The organism is Pseudomonas sp. FG1 (assembly GCF_034313875.1).
GTDB classification, from domain to species: Bacteria; Pseudomonadota; Gammaproteobacteria; order Pseudomonadales; family Pseudomonadaceae; genus Aquipseudomonas; species Aquipseudomonas veronii.
The window spans coordinates 2,702,336-2,720,493 of the sequence record NZ_JAVIWP010000001.1; the positions used below are offsets into that span (position 1 = coordinate 2,702,336).

The window sequence follows — 18,158 nt, forward strand, 5'->3', positions numbered from 1 at the left end:
TGCTATCCGTTGCTGCAAAAGTTTTGTATGGCGGTCTTTTTTCACTGGATACCCGATATTCGATGCGCAGTCCCAATTGGTTGTTCCTCGTCTTGCTCTTGTTGCTGGCTGGCCTGCAGTACCGCCTATGGGTGGGTAATGGCAGCTTTGCGCAGGTAAAAGACCTGACCCAGCAAATTGCCGACCAGCACGCCGAAAACGAACGCCTGCTGGAGCGCAATCGCGTTCTCGATGCCGAGGTGCTTGAGTTGAAAAAGGGCATGGAGACCGTCGAAGAGCGGGCTCGCCATGAATTGGGCATGGTCAAGGAGGGCGAAACCCTCTACCAGTTGGCCCAATGAATCACCGTTTGCCGGCCTTCTGGGCCGTGATTCCTGCCGCGGGCATCGGTGCCCGTATGGCTGCGGACCGTCCCAAGCAGTACTTGCAACTGGGCGGGCGCACTATTCTCGAACACAGCCTTGGCTGTTTTCTCGACCACCCCTCGCTCAAGGGCCTGGTGGTCAGTCTTGCTGTTGATGACCCTTACTGGCCTCACCTCGCGTGTGCCGCTGACCCGCGTATCCAGCGGGCGGACGGTGGCTCGGAGCGTTCGGGCTCGGTACTCAATGCGTTGCTGCAGCTCAATGCCCTGGGCGCCAGCGATGATGATTGGGTCTTGGTGCATGATGCGGCGCGGCCTAACCTGAGTCGTGACGATCTCGACAAACTGCTCGCCGAACTCGCGGACGATCCGGTGGGTGGCCTGCTGGCTGTGCCGGCCCGCGATACCCTCAAGCGTGTAGACAAGCATGGTCGCGTCATCGAGACCGTTGACCGCAGCTTGATCTGGCAGGCCTACACGCCGCAGATGTTCCGCCTGGGTGCGCTGCACCGTGCACTGGCCGACAGCCTTGTGGCCGATGCGGTCATTACCGACGAAGCGTCGGCCATGGAATGGTCTGGCCAGGCGCCGCGCCTGATCGAAGGGCGCTCGGACAATATCAAGGTGACCCGGCCCGAGGACCTGGAATGGCTGCGACTACGCTGGGCCAATCGGCTGTAGGAGCGAGCTTGCTCGCGAAAAACGTCAACGATAACGCGGACAATCTGGATTGAAGCGGCGCTCTCAAGTTTTTCGCGAGCAAGCTCGCTCCTACATAAACGATAAACGCCATCAATGCTCAGCACCGTACTCGGGCCGTTCGGCCAACCCTGCCTTTAAATAATCCACCAGCTTCCTGACCTTCGGCGACAAATGCCGCTGCTGCGGATACAACGCCCACACCGCCGTATTCGGCGGCTGATGCGCTTCCAGTAACGACACCAGCGCGCCACTGTGCAAATGCTCGAGCACGTAATAGTCCGGCAACTGACACAAGCCCACCCCTTGCAACGCCGCGTCCAACACCGCCTGCCCACTGTTGCAGCGCCAGTTGCCCTGCACCCTTTGGGAAAATTCGCGCCCGTCCTGGGCCAGTTGCCAGATGTCCGAGCTGCCGATCAGGCAGTTGTGCCGAGTCAATTCCGACAAACTGTGCGGCCGCCCATACCGCGCCAGGTAGGACGGCGACGCGCACAAGTACATGCGGCGCGGCGCCAGGCGGCTGGCGACCATGCGCGAGTCTTGCAGGCGTCCCAGGCGAATCGCCAGGTCGAGGCCTTCGTGTACCAAGTCCAACTGACGATTGCTCAGTTCGATGTCCACCCGCAGTTGCGGGTAAAGCCCCATGAACCGCGTCACCAACGGCACGATGAATCGTTCGCCATACGCCACGGCGCAGGTCATGCGCAGCATGCCCTTGGGCTCGCTGGCGAGGTCGCCGACGGCGCGCAGGGCCTCTTCGCGGCCATCCTGCAGGCGCTGGCAGTGTTGCAGAAAGGTCTGGCCGGCTTCGGTCAGGGTCACCTTGCGCGTACTGCGATACAGCAAGCGCGTTTGCAGCCGTTCTTCCAGGCGAGCCACTTGCCGGCTGATGTGCGACGAAGACACCCCAAGGCGTTCCGCCGCGGCGGTGAATTGGCTGCATTCAGCGACGGCGACGAACTCATCGATGCCTTCCCAGCGGTTTTCCAGCATGGCGATTATCCCTGTACAGCAATAAAGTTTTGCTTTTGCCTGGATTATTAATCAGCGGGGCATGTTTTACACTCGCCGTCTTAGTTTTTAACTCCCAGGAGAAACCCGGATGATCAAGTCCCGCGCCGCCGTAGCCTTCGAAGCCAAGAAGCCCCTCGAGATCGTAGAAGTGGATGTCGCCATGCCCAAGGCCGGCGAAGTGCTGTTGCGCGTGGTTGCGTCCGGCGTGTGCCATACCGACGCCTACACGTTGTCGGGCGCCGACCCGGAAGGCATCTTCCCGTCGATTCTCGGCCATGAAGGCGGTGCGGTGGTTGAGGCGATCGGCGAGGGCGTGACCTCGGTTGCAGTCGGCGACCATGTGATCCCGCTCTACACCCCGGAGTGCGGCAAGTGCAAATTCTGCCTGTCGGGCAAGACCAACCTGTGCCAGGCGATTCGTGCTACCCAGGGCAAAGGCCTGATGCCCGATGGCACCACGCGTTTCTCCTACAAGGGTCAGCCGATTTTCCACTACATGGGCACCTCGACCTTTTCCGAGTACACCGTGCTGCCGGAAATTTCCGTGGCGAAGATTCCTAAAGACGCGCCGCTGGAAAAAGTCTGCCTGCTCGGCTGTGGCGTCACCACCGGTATCGGTGCGGTGATCAACACCGCCAAGGTCAAGCCCGGCGATACCGTCGCCATCTTCGGCTTGGGCGGTATCGGCCTGTCGGCGGTAATCGGCGCGGTAAAAGCCAAGGCCGGTCGCATCATCGCCATCGACATCAACCCGGCCAAGTTCGAAATCGCCAAGCAACTGGGCGCCACCGACTGCATCAACCCGAAAGACTACGATCGCCCGATCCAGGACGTGATTGTCGATTTGACTGACGGCGGCGTGGACTTTTCCTTCGAGTGCATCGGCAACGTGCAACTGATGCGCGCCGCCCTCGAGTGCTGCCACAAAGGCTGGGGCGAGTCGGTGATCATCGGCGTTGCCGGTGCCGGCCAGGAAATTTCCACCCGTCCATTCCAGCTGGTGACCGGCCGCGTCTGGCGCGGTTCGGCCTTTGGCGGCGTGCGTGGTCGCAGCGAGCTGCCCAGCTACGTGGAAATGGCCCAGAGCGGCGAGATCCCGTTGGACACCTTTATCACCCACACCATGGGCCTGGAAGACATCAACAAAGCGTTTGATCTGATGCATGAAGGCAAGAGCATTCGTACCGTCATTCACTTCTGAGGTCGGCCATGAGTCTGGAAAACCTGTCGTGCCAGAAGAGCTTCGGCGGCTGGCATAAACGCTACAAGCATCATTCCGAGGTGCTCGGTTGCGACATGACCTTCGCCGTCTACCTGCCGCCGCAAGCGGAGCAGGGCGGCAAGCTGCCGGTGGTGTACTGGCTGTCCGGGTTGACCTGCACCGATGAAAACTTCATGCAGAAAGCCGGCGCCCAGCGCATGGCGGCCGAACTGGGGCTGATCATTGTTGCGCCGGACACCAGCCCGCGTGGTCCTGGGGTGCCGGGCGATCCGGACAACGCCTGGGATTTCGGCCTGGGGGCCGGTTTCTATCTGAATGCCACCCAGGAACCCTGGGCCAAGCACTATCGGATGCATGACTACGTGGTGCAGGAATTGCCGGCGTTGGTTGAGGCGCATTTCCCGGCTTCGCAGAAGCGCGGTATCAGCGGCCACTCCATGGGCGGCCACGGTGCGCTGGTATGTGCATTGCGCAACCCCGGGCGTTACCTATCGGTGTCGGCGTTTTCGCCGATCAACAACCCGATGGATTGCCCATGGGGCCAGAAAGCCTTCTCCCGTTACCTGGGCGAAGAGCGCTCGAAGTGGCGCGAGTGGGACGCTTGCGTGCTGATCAGCGAAGCCGCGGAAAAGCTGCCGTTGCTGGTGGACCAGGGCGACCGCGACGACTTCCTCGCGGTGCAGCTCAAGCCCGAAGCCCTGCAGCAAGCGGCGAAAGCGGCCAACCATCCGCTCGAACTGCGCCTGCAACCGGGCTACGACCACAGCTACTTCTTTATCGCCAGCTTCATCGAAGACCATTTGCGACATCATGGCCGTGCTTTGCTCGGTTAATATGCGACAAAAGTAGGTAGAATCACGCCCTGAATTAAATCGGGGCGTTTTTTTATGCGTATTGGCCACGGCTACGATGTGCACCGTTTCGCTGAAGGCGATTTCATCACCCTGGGCGGCGTGCGGATCGCGCACCACCATGGGTTGCTGGCTCATTCCGACGGCGATGTCCTGCTGCACGCGTTGAGCGACGCCTTGCTCGGCGCCGCGGCGCTCGGCGATATCGGCAAGCACTTTCCGGACACCGACCCGACCTTCAAGGGCGCGGACAGCCGGGTATTGCTGCGCCATGTGGTCGGCCTGATCCACGCCAAAGGCTGGAAGGTCGGCAACGTCGATAACACCATCGTGGCCCAGGCGCCGAAAATGGCCCCCCACATCGAGTCGATGCGCGCGTTGATCGCGGCGGATCTGCACATTGAATTGGATCAAGTGAACGTGAAAGCCACCACCACCGAAAAGCTCGGGTTTACCGGTCGTGAAGAGGGCATCGCGGTACATTCCGTCGCTTTGTTGCTGCGCGCATGAATGACTTGCAACTGCTGGGCCCACGGGCCTATGGCGAGGCCTTGGGCAGCGCCGTGCTGAAGGCTACCGCGGAAGATTTCCAGGTCGACGAAGTGCTCGATATCCCGCTGAGCGGTGAGGGTGAGCACCTGTGGCTGTGGGTGGAAAAGCGTGGCCTCAACACCGAAGAAGCCGCGCGCCGGATCGCCAAGGCCGCCGGCGTGCCGTTGCGCACCGTCAGCTATGCCGGGCTCAAGGATCGCCAGGCGTTGACCCGCCAGTGGTTCAGTGTGCAACTGCCGGGCAAGGCCGATCCGGACCTGAGCGGCGCGGAAAACGACACCCTCAAGATCCTCAAGACCGGCCGCCACAAGCGCAAGCTGCAACGCGGTGCTCATTCGGCCAACGGTTTTACCTTGCGCCTGACGCAACTGGCGGGGGATCACGCGGCCATCGATGCGCGCTTGCAACTGATCGCCCAGCACGGCATTCCCAATTATTTCGGCACCCAGCGCTTTGGCCACAACGGCGGCAATGTGGTGGATGCGCGTGAGTGGGCGGCCCGCAAGGCCTTGCCGGAGCAGCGCAACGTGCGTTCGCGGTTGCTGTCGACGGCGCGCAGTTACCTCTTCAACAAAGTGTTGGCGGCCCGTGTCGCGGACGGTTCCTGGCAGCGTGCGCAGGTCGGCGATCTGCTGGCCTTCACCGACAGCCGCAGTTTTTTCCCGGCGGGGGAGGCTGAATGCAGCGACCCGCGCCTGGCGATCCTCGATCTGCACCCCACCGGACCGCAGTGGGGCGAAGGCGATTCGCCAGCCAGCGGTGCAACCCATGCGCTGGAGCAGGCGGTTGCTGACAGTGAGGCCGACCTGCGCGATTGGCTGGTGAATGCCGGCATGAGCCAGGAACGTCGCATTCTGCGACTGCCCATTGGCGGGTTGACGTGGCATTATCCCGGGCCTGACATTCTGCAATTGGAATTCGTCCTGCCGGCCGGATGCTTCGCCACTGTCTTGGTGCGCGAGCTTGTTGATCTGGTGCCGGTGGGGCAGACGGACAGCCCATGCGTATTCTGATATCAAATGACGACGGTGCCACCGCACCCGGCCTCGCCGCGCTTCATGCTGCGCTGGCGGATTACGCCGAGTGCGTGGTGGTTGCCCCCGACCAGGACAAGAGCGGCGCCAGCAGTTCGCTGACGCTCGACCGTCCGCTGCACGTACACGTTCTGGCCAATGGCTATATCAGCGTGAACGGCACCCCCACCGACTGCGTACACCTGGCGATCAACAGTTTGTTGGATCAGGAGCCGGACTTGGTGGTGTCGGGCATCAACCTCGGCGCCAACCTGGGGGATGACGTGCTGTATTCCGGCACGGTGGCGGCAGCCCTGGAAGGGCGTTTCCTGGGGCGGACCTCGTTCGCCTTTTCGTTGACCTCGCGTCAGTTGGACAACCTGCCGACGGCCGCGCATTTCGCGCGCAAGCTGGTCGAGGCCCACGGTTCCCTCGATCTGCCACCCCGGACGGTGCTTAACGTCAATATCCCCAACTTGCCCCTCGAGCATATTCGCGGTATCCAGCTCACGCGCCTGGGCCATCGCGCCCGCGCGGCGGCGCCGTTGAAGGTGGTCGACCCGCGTGGCAAGGAAGGTTATTGGATCGCCGCTGCGGGCGATGCCGAAGACGGTGGGCCGGGCACTGACTTTCATGCGGTGATGCAAGGCTATGTATCGATTACCCCGTTGCAGCTCGATCGCACCTTCAGTGATGCCTTCAGTAGTCTCGATGGCTGGCTGGAGGACTTGCGCTGATGGCTCGTGAACAAGACGACCTGTTGCGTCGCGGCATCGGGATGACCTCCCAGCGCACCCGCGAGCGTCTGATCCAGCGCCTGTACGAAGAGGGCCTGTCCAACGCCCAGGTACTGGAAGTGATCCGGCGCACGCCCCGGCACCTGTTTGTCGATGAGGCCCTGGCCCATCGCGCCTATGAAGACACGGCGTTGCCGATCGGGCATAACCAGACCATTTCCCAGCCGTATATGGTTGCGCGCATGAGCGAGCTGCTGCTGGCGGCGGGCCCGTTGGACAAGGTGCTGGAGATCGGCACCGGTTCCGGCTACCAGACTGCCGTGCTGTCGCAGTTGGTGGAGCGCGTGTTCTCGGTGGAGCGTATCAAGGTGCTGCAGGACCGCGCCAAGGAACGCCTGGTGGAACTGAACCTGCGCAACGTGGTGTTCCGCTGGGGCGATGGCTGGGAAGGCTGGCCGGCGCTGGCGCCGTATAACGGCATCATCGTCACCGCGGTCGCCACCGATGTACCGCAGGCGTTGCTCGATCAACTGGCCCCCGGCGGTCGGCTGGTGATCCCGGTGGGTTCCGGCGAAGTGCAACAATTGATGCTCATTATCCGTGAAGACGAAGGCTTTTCCCGGCATGTGCTCGGCGCCGTGCGTTTCGTGCCGTTGCTCAATGGCCCGCTGGCCTGATCATTTATTCGCGAGCAGTGAATTCTGTTGGCAGTGATGTGTCTTACGGCGGGGTCTATAGAGTCAACATGATCGGTCGTTGGTTTTAAACGCGATGAATCTTTAGTTTCAGTCGTGTGCCAGTAAAAAGCCAATGCCCAGTTATACTTACGACATATTTCAAGCCTGATACAGGCATTCATGTTCAGCCACCACAAAGGGAGCGGCGGGTGAGTCTCACAGGTCTTGCGCAGCGTATGAGTAAAACAAGCTTTCAGCGACTGGTGCTTGGCCTTGTCTTGAGTTCCTTATTGGCGGCTTGTTCGAGCACGCCTTCCGGGGGCGCGAGGGTGGTTGATCGCACGAATGCCGCGCCGCAGAAGCCGACCGTGACCACGGGGCAGTATGTGGTGCGCAAGGGCGATACGCTGTTTTCGATTGCCTTCCGCTATGGCTGGGACTACAAGGCGCTCGCCGCGCGCAACAATATTCCGGTGCCCTACACGATACATCCGGGTCAGACGATTCGCTTCGATGGGCGCACCGGTTCAACACCGACGTCAGTGGTGACAAACACCACATCTTCGCCCTCGTCCTCGAGCAAAACCACGATCATCACGCGGCCTGCAGGCAGCGCCGCGCCTGCGGTTGCGAGCAAACCAGCAGCCACGCCGCTGCCGCCTGCGGGGCCTGCGCCGACCGGCTGGGGATGGCCGTCGAACGGCGTATTGATTGGAAAATTCTCTTCAAACGGTAGTTTGAATAAAGGCATTGATATCGCCGGGGATTTGGGACAGCCTGTTTTAGCTGCATCTGATGGGACAGTGGTGTACGCCGGGAGTGGTTTGCGGGGCTACGGCGAGCTGGTCATCATCAAACACAGCGATACCTACGTCAGTGCTTACGGCCACAACCGTAGGCTGTTGGTTCGGGAGGGGCAGCAGGTCAAAGTCGGACAGACAATTGCCGAAATGGGGTCAACTGGTACAGACCGGGTGAAACTGCACTTTGAGATTCGCCGCCAAGGGAAACCTGTAGATCCTCTGCAATTCCTACCCCGTCGTTGATGTGTTGCCAGCCTGTTCCCTCACGTAGAAGGAACAGGCTCTAGCGTTGCCAAGGATAAAGGCGTCGCTTGAGCTTGAGGTCGAACTCACCAAAGGACTATAACAATGGCTCTCAGTAAAGAAGCGCCGGAGTTTGACATCGACGATGAGGTTCTCCTTACGGAGACCGGCATCGCTATGGAATCGATGTCGAATGAGGGAATGGCTGTACCTTCAGTTCGCACCAAATCCAAGAACTCCACTGCGTTAAAGCAACATAAGTACATTGACTACACGCGGGCGCTCGATGCGACCCAGCTGTACCTCAATGAAATCGGCTTTTCCCCTCTGCTGACTCCCGAAGAAGAAGTCCATTTTGCGCGCTTGTCGCAAAAGGGCGATCCGGCTGGGCGCAAGCGCATGATTGAAAGCAACCTGCGCCTGGTGGTGAAAATCGCCCGACGCTACGTCAATCGCGGGCTGTCCCTGTTGGACCTGATCGAGGAGGGCAACCTGGGCTTGATCCGGGCGGTGGAGAAGTTCGACCCCGAACGCGGCTTCCGCTTCTCGACTTATGCCACCTGGTGGATTCGTCAGACCATCGAACGGGCGATCATGAATCAAACCCGCACGATCCGGTTGCCGATCCATGTGGTCAAGGAGCTCAACGTCTACCTGCGGGCGGCGCGTGAGCTGACACAAAAACTCGATCATGAACCCTCTCCCGAAGAAATCGCCAACCTGCTGGAAAAACCGGTGGGCGAGGTCAAACGCATGCTCGGTCTTAACGAGCGCGTGTCTTCGGTTGACGTCTCGCTGGGCCCGGATTCGGACAAAACCCTGCTGGACACCCTGACGGATGATCGCCCGACAGACCCTTGCGAGCTGTTGCAGGACGATGATCTTTCCCAAAGCATTGACCAGTGGTTGTCGGAGCTTACGGACAAGCAGCGCGAGGTGGTGATTCGCCGCTTCGGCCTGCGCGGTCATGAGAGCAGCACCCTGGAGGATGTAGGCCTGGAGATCGGCTTGACCCGTGAGCGGGTGCGGCAGATCCAGGTAGAAGGGCTCAAGCGCTTGCGTGAGATCCTGGAGAAGAACGGCTTGTCGAGCGAGTCGTTGTTTCAGTAACGACGCAGTCTGAATGTGGGAGGGAGCTTGCTCCCGATGGCAGTGGATCAGTCACTGGATGTATTGACTGACCCACCGCCATCGGGAGCAAGCCCCTCCCATATTTTTTGCGCATGGCGTTTTACTCATGCATGCCCAAATCCAAGGCATAAAAAAACCCCGCTTTTAAGGGCGGGGTTCTTTCGACTGAGTCAGTACAAGTTAGATAACTTGAACTTCTTCAGCTTGCATGCCTTTCTGACCGCGGGTAGCGATGAAAGAAACCTGTTGGCCTTCTTTCAGGCTTTTGAAGCCGTCGGATTGGATAGCTTTGAAGTGAACGAACAGGTCGTCACCGGATTGTGGAGTGATGAAGCCGAAGCCTTTTTCATCGTTGAACCACTTAACGGTACCAGTTTGGCGATTAGACATGGTGTATCTCCTTGGACAAAGTTAACTGCGACTCAGGAAAAGCCCTGGCCGAGACTGAGTGCAAAGAGCAGGAAAAATTCTTGGAGATGGTTGGATCGAAATTCAACATATCGTGTAGAGATTCTCAGTGACACAAGCAGCACAGTGGCGCCACCTTAACCCTTTTTCCGGAACGTGCCAATGGTATTTCCGAAGGTTTCTCTAATTTCGTGACTGGCGGTGGTATTTACGTCCGTCGCGCACGCCGATTCGGGTCCCGGCCCCAATGGGCGCGGCTTGTACAAGGCGGGCATTGATCAACACATTCGTCAACAAAAGCCCCACGCCCTTTGAACCCCAACGCCTGCCCCGGTAAGATGCCCAACAGAATTTTTCCACCTCGCTATCAGGACACCCGCCATGAGCATCAAATCGGACAAGTGGATTCGCCGCATGGCGCAAGAGCACGGCATGATCGAACCGTTCGTTGAGCGCCAGATCCGTGGTGACGACGCCGATCGCGTGATTTCGTATGGTGTTTCCAGCTACGGCTACGACGTGCGTTGTGCCGATGAGTTCAAGGTGTTCACCAATATCAACTCGGCGATCGTCGATCCGAAGAACTTCGACGAAAAGAGCTTCGTCGACGTCAAGAGCGACGTGTGCATCATCCCGCCCAACTCCTTCGCCCTGGCGCGCACCGTGGAGTTCTTCCGTATTCCCCGCGACGTGCTGACCATCTGTCTGGGTAAAAGCACTTACGCGCGCTGCGGCATCATCGTCAACGTGACGCCGCTTGAGCCTGAGTGGGAAGGTCACGTCACCCTGGAGTTCTCCAACACCACCACCCTGCCAGCGAAGATCTACGCCAACGAAGGCGTGGCGCAGATGCTGTTCCTGCAGTCCGATGAGGCCTGTGAAGTGTCCTACAAGGACCGTGCTGGCAAGTACCAGGGCCAGCGCGGCGTCACCTTGCCACGCGCTTGATCGAAAGCTCCTACGCGTAAAGGGAATTAGTCTGCGGAAAGTGACTCTATTGGGTGTACTGCTTCGGTGCGTGCAATGCGCGCCGAGCCACGCTTGAGGAGTACCTTATGAAACTCGACCCGCGAATCAGCGCCGAACTCGCCCGGCTTGAACCCAACCAGATTGGTGTTCTGGCCTGGTCCCTGATGGCCGACCCTGCTTATGCGGGTGGTATCCCCGGTCAACCTGAGCCCGATTCCCCGTACCCTACCGAACCCGACGAACCTGGCGAACCGACCCTTCCGGACGAGCCGCCACCCGCGCCGATGGCCTGATGCCTGCAGATTGGAATGTGGTCAGTCCTTCCGCGGGCTGGCCATCTCTCCTGGCGGCCGATCACAAATATCTGCCGTGTTGCACTCAGTATCCCCAGCAAAGCCCCAAAACGCGGGCAGCGGGCCGCCTGCGCGCTTATCGTGGATTGCCGCGCTCAAGCGCATGGGCCGGCTGGGCGGGCTCTCAGAGCGCTTAGGCGGCGCAGGGGCGTGCGGGAAGATCAGCGAAGGCTTACTTCAGATTGCCACTCAGGAACTGTTGCAGGCGCTCACTCTTCGGGTTGCCCAGCACATCCTCCGGCGTGCCTTGCTCTTCCACCAGGCCCTTGTGCAGGAACAGCACCTGGCTCGACACCTTGCGCGCAAAGCTCATCTCGTGGGTCACCATGATCATGGTGCGGCCTTCCTCGGCCAGGCCCTGGATCACCTTCAGCACTTCGCCCACCAGCTCCGGGTCGAGGGCCGAGGTGGGTTCGTCGAACAGCATCACTTCCGGTTCCATCGCCAGGGCGCGGGCGATGGCCACGCGTTGCTGCTGGCCGCCGGAGAGAAATGCCGGGTATTGATCGGCCACGCGGGCCGGCAGTCCGACTTTGTCCAGGTAGCGACGGGCACGGTCTTCGGCGTCTTTCTTACTGCAGCCCAGCACCCGGCGCGGGGCCATGGTGATGTTTTCCAGCACGCTCATGTGGCTCCACAGGTTGAAGTGCTGGAACACCATCGCCAGGCGTGTGCGCAGGCGCTGCAGCTCGTCATCGTCGGCCACGCGCATGCCGTGGCGGTCGCTGACCATGCGGATCGGCTTGTCATCGAGGGTCATCGCGCCGTCGTTGGGGGTTTCCAGAAAGTTGATGCAGCGCAGGAAGGTGCTCTTGCCCGAGCCGCTGGCGCCGATCAGGCTGATCACGTCACCGGTCTTGGCCTTGAGCGAGACGCCTTTGAGCACTTCATTGTCGCCATAGCTTTTATGCAGGCCTTCAACGGTCAGTTTGTACATGGGGCGTGCATCCTCAAGGCGAAAGTAGGTAGCCGCTGCGGTAGGCCTCTGAGCCTGCGACATGGCCGATGACCATCCCTGCAGTGGCCATGCGCCGTAGCGAACGGGCGTAAAGCAGGCCGGCGTTTTGACAATGCACAGGCGTTACGCGGTCAGTAATGGGGTCGATGATTTCGGCGATCAGTTGCCCGGCTTCGAGGTACTCGCCGGGCAAGGCACTGAACACCAGCAGGCCGCCGACCGGCGTCGCCACCGGTTCGACTCCCGCCAGCGGGGTGGCCGGGTAGGGCAGGGCGGGCAGCGGTGCCACGTCGCCGGCAATCGCGCCGAAGTGAATCAGGTAGTCGATGATCGCCTGGCAGTCGAGGCCGGCCAGGCCGTGGTTGACGTCACCCTGGCCGCGCAGCTCGACGGTCACCGAAAAGCTGCCCATGGGGATCGGGAAGCGCTCGCCGAAGCGTTGCTGCAATTGCCACCACACCAGGCTGAAGCACTCATCGAAAGATTGCCCGCCGGAATCGGTGGCCAGCAAGTTGGCCTCCGAGCCGATATAGCGCGCCAACGGCTCCACCTGCGGCCAGGCCTCGGGCGTGGTGTACAGGTGCGCCACGGCTTCGAAATCGCAATGCAGGTCGAGCACCATGTCGGCATCGCAGGCCAGGCGTTGCAGCACCAGGCGCTGGGACTGCAACTGCGTCGCGGCGGTTTGTGCGGCCAGCGCGGTGGACAGTGCCGTGCGGATCAATTCGACGTTGCGCTGGGGATCATCCCCGAGCAAATCCTTGACCCGATCGCTCACCTCTTCACTGAGGTCGACAAACAGGCGATTGAAGTTCTGCCCGCTTTCCAGCTCATAGCGGCCCAGCGGGATGTCCATCAACACTTGTTCAAGGCCCGCCGGGTTGGCGATCGGCACCAGCACGATCTCGCTGCGCAAGCGCCCGGCGGCGGCCAGTTGCGCCAGGCGCGCCTTGAGGTGCCAGGCCACCAGCATGCCCGGCAATTCATCGGCATGCAGTGACGACTGGATGTAGACCTTGCGTTCGGCCAGTTCCGGGCCGAAGTGGAAACTGTGAATCTGCCGTGCCGTGCCAGGCACGGGCGCGATCAGTTCATGAACCTGATGACGCATGAAGGCTCCTTAGTGGCTCGGCCCGAGGAAGGCCAGCCAGCGGCGCTCCGCCAGACGAAACAGACCGACCAGGGCAAAGGTCACGGTCAGGTAGATCAGCGCAGCGATGCCGAACGATTGAAAGGTGAGGAACGTGGCCGAGTTGGCGTCCCGGGCCACTTTGAGAATGTCCGGGATCGTCGCGGTAAACGCCACTGTCGTCGAGTGCAGCATCAAAATCACTTCGTTGCTGTAGTACGGCAATGAACGGCGCAGGGCCGACGGCATGATGACATAGGCGTACAGCTTCCAGCCGCTGAGGCCGTAGGCTTTGGCCGCTTCGACTTCGCCGTGAGCCATGCTGCGGATCGCCCCGGCGAAAATCTCGGTGGTGTAGGCGCAGGTGTTGAGGGCAAACGCCAGGACCGTGCAGTTCATCGCATCGCGAAAGAACGCATCCAGCACCGGTTGGGCGCGCACGGCGGCGATGCTGTAGATACCGGTGTAACAGATCAGCAATTGGATATAGAGCGGCGTGCCGCGAAACAGGTAGGTGTAGAACTGCACCGGCCAGCGCACCAAGGGATTGCGCGACACCCGGGCGATGGACAGCGGAATCGACACCAGGAAGCCGATCACCAGCGAGGCGCTGAGCAACCACATGGTCATGGCCAGGCCGGTGATGTGCTGGCCATCGCTGTAAAGGAATGGGCGCCAGTATTCCTGCAAGAGTTCGATCATCGCACGGCCTCCCGCGAGCCTGCCGAATAGCGACGTTCAAGACGGCGCAGGACAAAGTTGGACGCACTGGTGATCAGCAGGTAGATCAGTGCGGCGACCACCAGGAAGTAAAACAGCTGATAGGTGCTCTTGCCGGCGTCCTGCGCGGCCTTGACCAGATCCGCGAGGCCGATGATCGACACCAGTGCGGTGGCCTTGAGCATCACCATCCAGTTGTTGCCGATGCCCGGTAGGGCAAAGCGCATCATTTGCGGGAAGGTCACGTAGCGAAACCGCTGCCCGCGCTTGAGGCCGTAAGCCGTGGCGGCTTCCAGTTGGCCGCGGGGCACCGCGAGGATCGCGCCGCGAAAGGTTTCGGTGAAGTACGCACCGTAAATAAAGCCCAGGGTGATCACCCCGGCGCTGAATGGGTCGATTTCGATGTATTCCCATTCCATGAAGTCGGTAAGACCGGTCAGCCAGGTTTGCAGGCTGTAGAAAATCAGCAGCATCAGCACCAGGTCGGGCACGCCACGAATCAACGTGGTGTAGAGCTGGGCGGGAATGCGCAGGAACGGCAGGCTGGACAGTTTGGCGCTGGCGCCGAGCAGGCCCAGCAACACGCTGACGGCCAGGGACAGCACCGACAACTTGATGGTCATCCAGGTGCCTTGCAGCAACAGCGGGCCGAAACCCTTCAAACTGAACGCGCTCAGCCCGAGGGTTTGCAACAGTTCTTCGAACATAAATCAGGACCTATGGCGATAAAACAGCGCCCCTCGCGGGAAGGGGCGCCCCAGGCATTATTTGCCGCTGTACAGGTTCAGATCGCCAAAGTGTTTCTTCTGGATGCTGGCGTAGGTGCCATCATCGTGTAACGCTTTGATACCTTTATCCAAAAGGGCCTTCAGCTCAGTGTTACCTTTTTTGATACCGACCGCGGTTTTCGACGGCAGCAATGGGTCGTCGATGGCCGCGCTGACTTCGTAACCGGCACCGGCCGGCGACTTCAGGAAGCCCAGTTCGGCTTGCAGCATGTCCTGCACGGAGGCGTCGAGACGGCCGGAGGTCAGGTCAGCGTAGACCTGGTCCTGGTTGGCATAAGCCTTGGTCGTCACGCCGGCCTTGTCCAGCACGGCCTTGGCGTAGGCTTCCTGGATGGTGCCTTGCTCGTAGCCCACGGTTTTGCCCTTGAGCGACTCAGGCGTGGAGTAGCCGGCGCCCTTCTTGAATACCAGCGAAGTCGGGCCGGAGAACAGCTCGTTGGAGAAGTCGATGGCCTTCATGCGGGCTTCGGTGACGGTCATGGACGAAATCACACCGTCGAATTTGTTGGCTTTGAGGCCCGGAATCATGCCGTCGAAGTCGCTTTCGACCCACTTGCACTTGACCTTCAGTTCGGCGCAGATCGCATTGCCCAGGTCGATGTCGAAGCCCACCAGGCTGCCGTCAGCGGCTTTGGACTCGAACGGTGCGTAGGACGGATCGACACCAAAACGCAATTCCTTGTATTCCTTGGCCAAGGCGGAACCAGCGGCCATGCACAGAGCCAGTGCAGAAAGGGTCAGCAATGCTTTTTTCATTATGTAATCCCTGGAAACCAAGATAAGCGCTTGTGGCGCGTTTAGGACTGTTACTGAACGGTGTCAGACGGATCACAAGTAGCAATTTCTGCACCATAGTTCCGAATGCAGCTCCGAATGATCGTTTTAAAAGGCGGGAAGAGGGAGCTATGAGTATAGGAGGTGCCCGAAAATGGGCATGAAAAATAGGCTGCACTATTTTGGATCGAGCGCAGATTAAAAAATGTGGGAGCAGGCAAGCCTGCTCCCACCTGTTGGTACGGTTATTTGCCGGGCGTGAGGGTCAGCCTGGCTTTCCCATACACCTTGTCAAAGTTCTGCGGCTGCATCGGGAAGCTCAGGTATTGCGCCTTGAGCGACGGATCGATGCCATTGGCATAGTTCGGGCTGACCGGGTTGCCGGACTGGCCCGTCATCGGTTCTGCCTGGCCGAAGTCGACAATCATGCGCAGTGCCGGCACTTGGGTGGTGTCGAAACTCTCCCCCCAGTTGTACGGCGCCGGGTTCAGGGTGTTGTGGTCGCCGCCGCTGGCCAGCGGGCCGCGGATCACCTGGCCATTGCGGTTCTTCCAGGTGGTGCTGTGCAGTTTGCCCCACTGCCAGGCCTTGTGATCGGTACCCAGTTGGCTGTCGCCGGCAGTGATCGCAGCGGCCAGGCTGCGGGCGAGGATCGTCGGCTTGTCTTCTTTCTGCGCGGTGCGGACATCGTCCCAGAACGGGCTGTCTTCACGGCCTAGCAGGTGGTCGGCCTGGGCGGCGTAGGACAGGCTCGCGTTGCTGACAAAGGCTTTCCAGCTGGCGCTGTTTTGCGGGCCGAGTTCGTCGAGGAAGATCTGTTTGCTGCTTTCCTGCAGGAACAGCTCATACATCGCTGCGTCGGCGGACGTCGGCGTCAGGCGGCCGTCAAACGCCATCAGACGATTCAGCGCTTCACGGGCCTTGGCCTGTTCGGCCGCGGGCAGCGCAGCGATCGCCTGTTTCAGCGGCTGCGCCATGCCCGGCGCCTGGAACATGTTCTTGAGCTTGGCGGCGAACGTGGTGGTCTGGTCGTATTGCATGGCGATCATGCTGCGGCTGTCATGCTTGCCGGCATTGGCCAATTGCGCCAGGCGCTCGCTGCGCTCCGGAGCGTCCCAGGAGTTGGACAGTTGCATGCCATAACCGCGCGGCGCGGTACGTTGGTTGGCGGTGCCGATCCAGCCTTGGGCCGGGTCCTGGTCATAAGGGTGCAGCATCGCGTCGGCGTAACCGTCCCAGTCGAAGCGCGCATCCCAGCCCGGCGAGGGCAGCAGGCCTTCGCCTTCGCGGCGGTTGGGGAAGCGCCCGGTAACCTGCCAGCCGATGTTGCTGGCGTCGGCGAACACCATGTTCAAGGCGATGGCGCGGATTTCCCGGGTCGCATCCGAGGCCTTGGCGGCGTTTTGCGCGCGGGACAGGTCGAAGAACGCATCAAGGCTCTTGTCGTCCTTGAAGTCCGCCGTTTGCAGGGCCAGGCCCAGCCCGCTGGTCAGCGCCTGGCTGCTGTTGAGCAGGGCGCCGTGGCGGGTTTCGTACACCACCTCCCGAATCGAGCGTTGGCCTTTGATGAAAAAGGTCTCGTTGCGCACAGCAGCCGGTAGCCATTTACCGTTGTTCTCGTAGTACAGCGCGCTGCCCTGGCGTTTGACCTTTTCCAGGAACAGGTCCTGGGTGTCGCCTTTGACCGTGCTCATGCTCCACGCCACTTTGCCGTTGAAGCCGGACAACAGGGTCGGCAGGCCGGCGATCGAGGCGCCGACGGCCTGGTATTTCGGTGCGCGGATCTGCACGTAGTTCCATGGCGACGGGGCTTGCGGCTGGGCCGCGAGGTCATTGGCCAGCAGGCTCTTGCCGCTGCGGCTGCGTTGCGGGCCGATGGCCCAGTTGCTCGAAGTGGTCACCGCCAGTGAGTTGAGGCTGCTCAGTTGCTGGCTGACCGTGTCCAGCCCGGCCAGGCCGGTGATCTGGCTCAGGTTCACGCCCTTGAGCTTGTCGGCTTCGGCCAGGGGGATCGGCTCATCCGGCGCGCTTGGGGTGAGCCAGGCGAGTTTGTCGACACCGACCTTTTGCGCCAGCACCAGCGACGACAATTCTTCCTGCAGGTTGGCCGACTCGCTGAAATTCAGCAGGCAGAACAACAGCGCCGAATCTTCCGGCTTCCAGTACTCGGGTTTGTAACCTGTCTGGGCCAGGTCCGGCGGCAGCTTGTCGCGGTAGCGGAACAGGTAGGCGTTGACGCCACGGGCATACACTTCAAAGAAGCGCTTGAGGCGCGGCGACGAGGCGTTGTAGAGCTCGCCGGCGCTTTTTTTCAGGTTGACCGCGCGCATGAAACGGTCGACATCCAGCACCTCGGGGCCGGACATTTCCGCCAGACGGCCCTGGGCCAGCAGGCGCAACGTGACCATCTGCGTGATGCGGTCGCTGGCATGCACATAGCCGAGGCTGAACAGCGCGTCGTGGAAGGTATTGCTTTCAATTAGCGGCATGCCCTGGGCATTGCGGCGTATCGAAACATTCTGCGCGAGGCCCTTGATCGGCTGGACGCCGGTAACGGGTGGCAGGGTGTCCTGGGTGCTCTGGAGCTGGCAACCGGCCAGGCTTAATGCACTGGCCACTGCCGCGGCAACGCCGAACCGGGGAAGAAAATGTGAAAGGGCTGGCGAGGCCATGGCAAAGCTCCTGCGGGGGGTAGCGTCAGTAAAGGCGCTACGTTAGTGAGCGCGGTGAAACGACGCAAGCAGGAGCTA

Annotated in this window: 20 protein-coding genes; 12 read left to right on the forward strand and 8 right to left on the reverse strand. The window is 60.8% G+C overall.

Annotation, left to right across the window (positions count from 1 at the left end; genetic code table 11):
* Positions 1-62: 62 nt before the first annotated feature.
* Together ftsB and ispD are read left to right on the forward strand one after the other, a co-directional pair.
* On the forward strand, positions 63-341 hold the full coding sequence (ftsB, locus tag RGV59_RS12390) for a cell division protein FtsB (protein ID WP_017844758.1): 279 nt from the start codon (positions 63-65) through the stop codon (positions 339-341).
* Positions 338-1,045: a 2-C-methyl-D-erythritol 4-phosphate cytidylyltransferase gene (ispD, locus tag RGV59_RS12395; protein ID WP_017844759.1), complete on the forward strand. Its 708-nt coding sequence runs from the start codon at positions 338-340 to the stop codon at positions 1,043-1,045. The genes ftsB and ispD overlap by 4 nt, the downstream gene beginning before the upstream one ends.
* 111 nt (positions 1,046-1,156) lie before the next feature.
* On the opposite strand, the gene RGV59_RS12400 is transcribed toward ispD, so the two are convergent.
* Positions 1,157-2,059, reverse strand: a complete 903-nt coding sequence (locus RGV59_RS12400) for a LysR substrate-binding domain-containing protein (RefSeq protein WP_079442990.1) — start codon at positions 2,057-2,059, stop codon at positions 1,157-1,159.
* A 109-nt stretch (positions 2,060-2,168) separates the two neighbouring features.
* Between RGV59_RS12400 and RGV59_RS12405 the strand changes: the two genes are divergently transcribed.
* From RGV59_RS12405 to rpoS, 8 genes are all read left to right on the forward strand, one after another.
* On the forward strand, positions 2,169-3,281 hold the full coding sequence (locus tag RGV59_RS12405) for an S-(hydroxymethyl)glutathione dehydrogenase/class III alcohol dehydrogenase (RefSeq protein WP_017844761.1): 1,113 nt from the start codon (positions 2,169-2,171) through the stop codon (positions 3,279-3,281).
* A gap of 8 nt (positions 3,282-3,289) precedes the next feature.
* Complete coding sequence (gene fghA, locus RGV59_RS12410) at positions 3,290-4,135, forward strand: S-formylglutathione hydrolase (protein ID WP_017844762.1); 846 nt, start codon at positions 3,290-3,292, stop codon at positions 4,133-4,135.
* Positions 4,136-4,189: 54 nt separating this feature from the next.
* Positions 4,190-4,663: a 2-C-methyl-D-erythritol 2,4-cyclodiphosphate synthase gene (gene ispF, locus RGV59_RS12415; protein ID WP_017844763.1), complete on the forward strand. Its 474-nt coding sequence runs from the start codon at positions 4,190-4,192 to the stop codon at positions 4,661-4,663.
* Positions 4,660-5,718: a tRNA pseudouridine(13) synthase TruD gene (gene truD / locus RGV59_RS12420; RefSeq protein ID WP_126585669.1), complete on the forward strand. Its 1,059-nt coding sequence runs from the start codon at positions 4,660-4,662 to the stop codon at positions 5,716-5,718. The genes ispF and truD overlap by 4 nt, the downstream gene beginning before the upstream one ends.
* Positions 5,706-6,455, forward strand: coding sequence for a 5'/3'-nucleotidase SurE (gene surE / locus RGV59_RS12425; RefSeq protein WP_017844765.1), 750 nt, complete (start codon positions 5,706-5,708; stop codon positions 6,453-6,455). Before truD ends, surE begins: the two co-directional genes overlap by 13 nt.
* A 41-nt stretch (positions 6,456-6,496) precedes the next feature.
* Positions 6,497-7,132: a protein-L-isoaspartate(D-aspartate) O-methyltransferase gene (locus RGV59_RS12430; protein ID WP_169850588.1), complete on the forward strand. Its 636-nt coding sequence runs from the start codon at positions 6,497-6,499 to the stop codon at positions 7,130-7,132.
* A gap of 209 nt (positions 7,133-7,341) precedes the next feature.
* Positions 7,342-8,178, forward strand: coding sequence for a peptidoglycan DD-metalloendopeptidase family protein (locus tag RGV59_RS12435; RefSeq protein ID WP_126585670.1), 837 nt, complete (start codon positions 7,342-7,344; stop codon positions 8,176-8,178).
* 105 nt (positions 8,179-8,283) lie between these two features.
* The gene (gene rpoS, locus RGV59_RS12440) at positions 8,284-9,288 is read left to right on the forward strand and encodes an RNA polymerase sigma factor RpoS (RefSeq protein WP_017844767.1); all 1,005 of its coding nucleotides are present in this window, start codon (positions 8,284-8,286) and stop codon (positions 9,286-9,288) included.
* A gap of 201 nt (positions 9,289-9,489) precedes the next feature.
* Here rpoS and RGV59_RS12445 read toward each other — a convergent pair whose 3' ends face one another.
* Positions 9,490-9,699 carry a cold-shock protein gene (locus RGV59_RS12445; RefSeq protein ID WP_002554837.1) on the reverse strand — a complete coding sequence of 70 codons (210 nt, stop codon included), beginning with the start codon at positions 9,697-9,699 and terminating at the stop codon, positions 9,490-9,492.
* A 399-nt stretch (positions 9,700-10,098) separates the two neighbouring features.
* On the opposite strand from RGV59_RS12445, the gene dcd reads away from it, so the two are divergent.
* Entirely contained in the window at positions 10,099-10,665 is a 567-nt protein-coding gene (gene dcd / locus RGV59_RS12450; RefSeq protein WP_017844768.1) for a dCTP deaminase, read from the forward strand.
* 107 nt (positions 10,666-10,772) lie between these two features.
* Positions 10,773-10,979, forward strand: coding sequence for a hypothetical protein (locus tag RGV59_RS12455; RefSeq protein WP_017844769.1), 207 nt, complete (start codon positions 10,773-10,775; stop codon positions 10,977-10,979).
* A gap of 232 nt (positions 10,980-11,211) precedes the next feature.
* Here RGV59_RS12455 and RGV59_RS12460 read toward each other — a convergent pair whose 3' ends face one another.
* The 6 genes from RGV59_RS12460 to RGV59_RS12485 form a co-directional block, all read right to left on the reverse strand.
* On the reverse strand, positions 11,212-11,976 hold the full coding sequence (locus RGV59_RS12460; RefSeq protein ID WP_017844770.1) for an ABC transporter ATP-binding protein: 765 nt from the start codon (positions 11,974-11,976) through the stop codon (positions 11,212-11,214).
* Between the two features lie 13 nt (positions 11,977-11,989).
* Complete coding sequence (locus RGV59_RS12465; RefSeq protein ID WP_126585671.1) at positions 11,990-13,108, reverse strand: succinylglutamate desuccinylase/aspartoacylase family protein; 1,119 nt, start codon at positions 13,106-13,108, stop codon at positions 11,990-11,992.
* A 9-nt stretch (positions 13,109-13,117) separates the two neighbouring features.
* Positions 13,118-13,828: an ABC transporter permease gene (locus RGV59_RS12470; RefSeq protein WP_017844772.1), complete on the reverse strand. Its 711-nt coding sequence runs from the start codon at positions 13,826-13,828 to the stop codon at positions 13,118-13,120.
* Positions 13,825-14,553 carry an ABC transporter permease gene (locus RGV59_RS12475; protein ID WP_017844773.1) on the reverse strand — a complete coding sequence of 243 codons (729 nt, stop codon included), beginning with the start codon at positions 14,551-14,553 and terminating at the stop codon, positions 13,825-13,827. Before RGV59_RS12475 ends, RGV59_RS12470 begins: the two co-directional genes overlap by 4 nt.
* A gap of 57 nt (positions 14,554-14,610) precedes the next feature.
* A complete protein-coding gene (locus tag RGV59_RS12480; protein WP_046384451.1) occupies positions 14,611-15,390 on the reverse strand; it encodes a transporter substrate-binding domain-containing protein in 780 nt (259 codons plus the stop codon).
* 263 nt (positions 15,391-15,653) lie between these two features.
* Complete coding sequence (locus RGV59_RS12485) at positions 15,654-18,080, reverse strand: penicillin acylase family protein (RefSeq protein ID WP_126585672.1); 2,427 nt, start codon at positions 18,078-18,080, stop codon at positions 15,654-15,656.
* Positions 18,081-18,158: the final 78 nt, after the last annotated feature.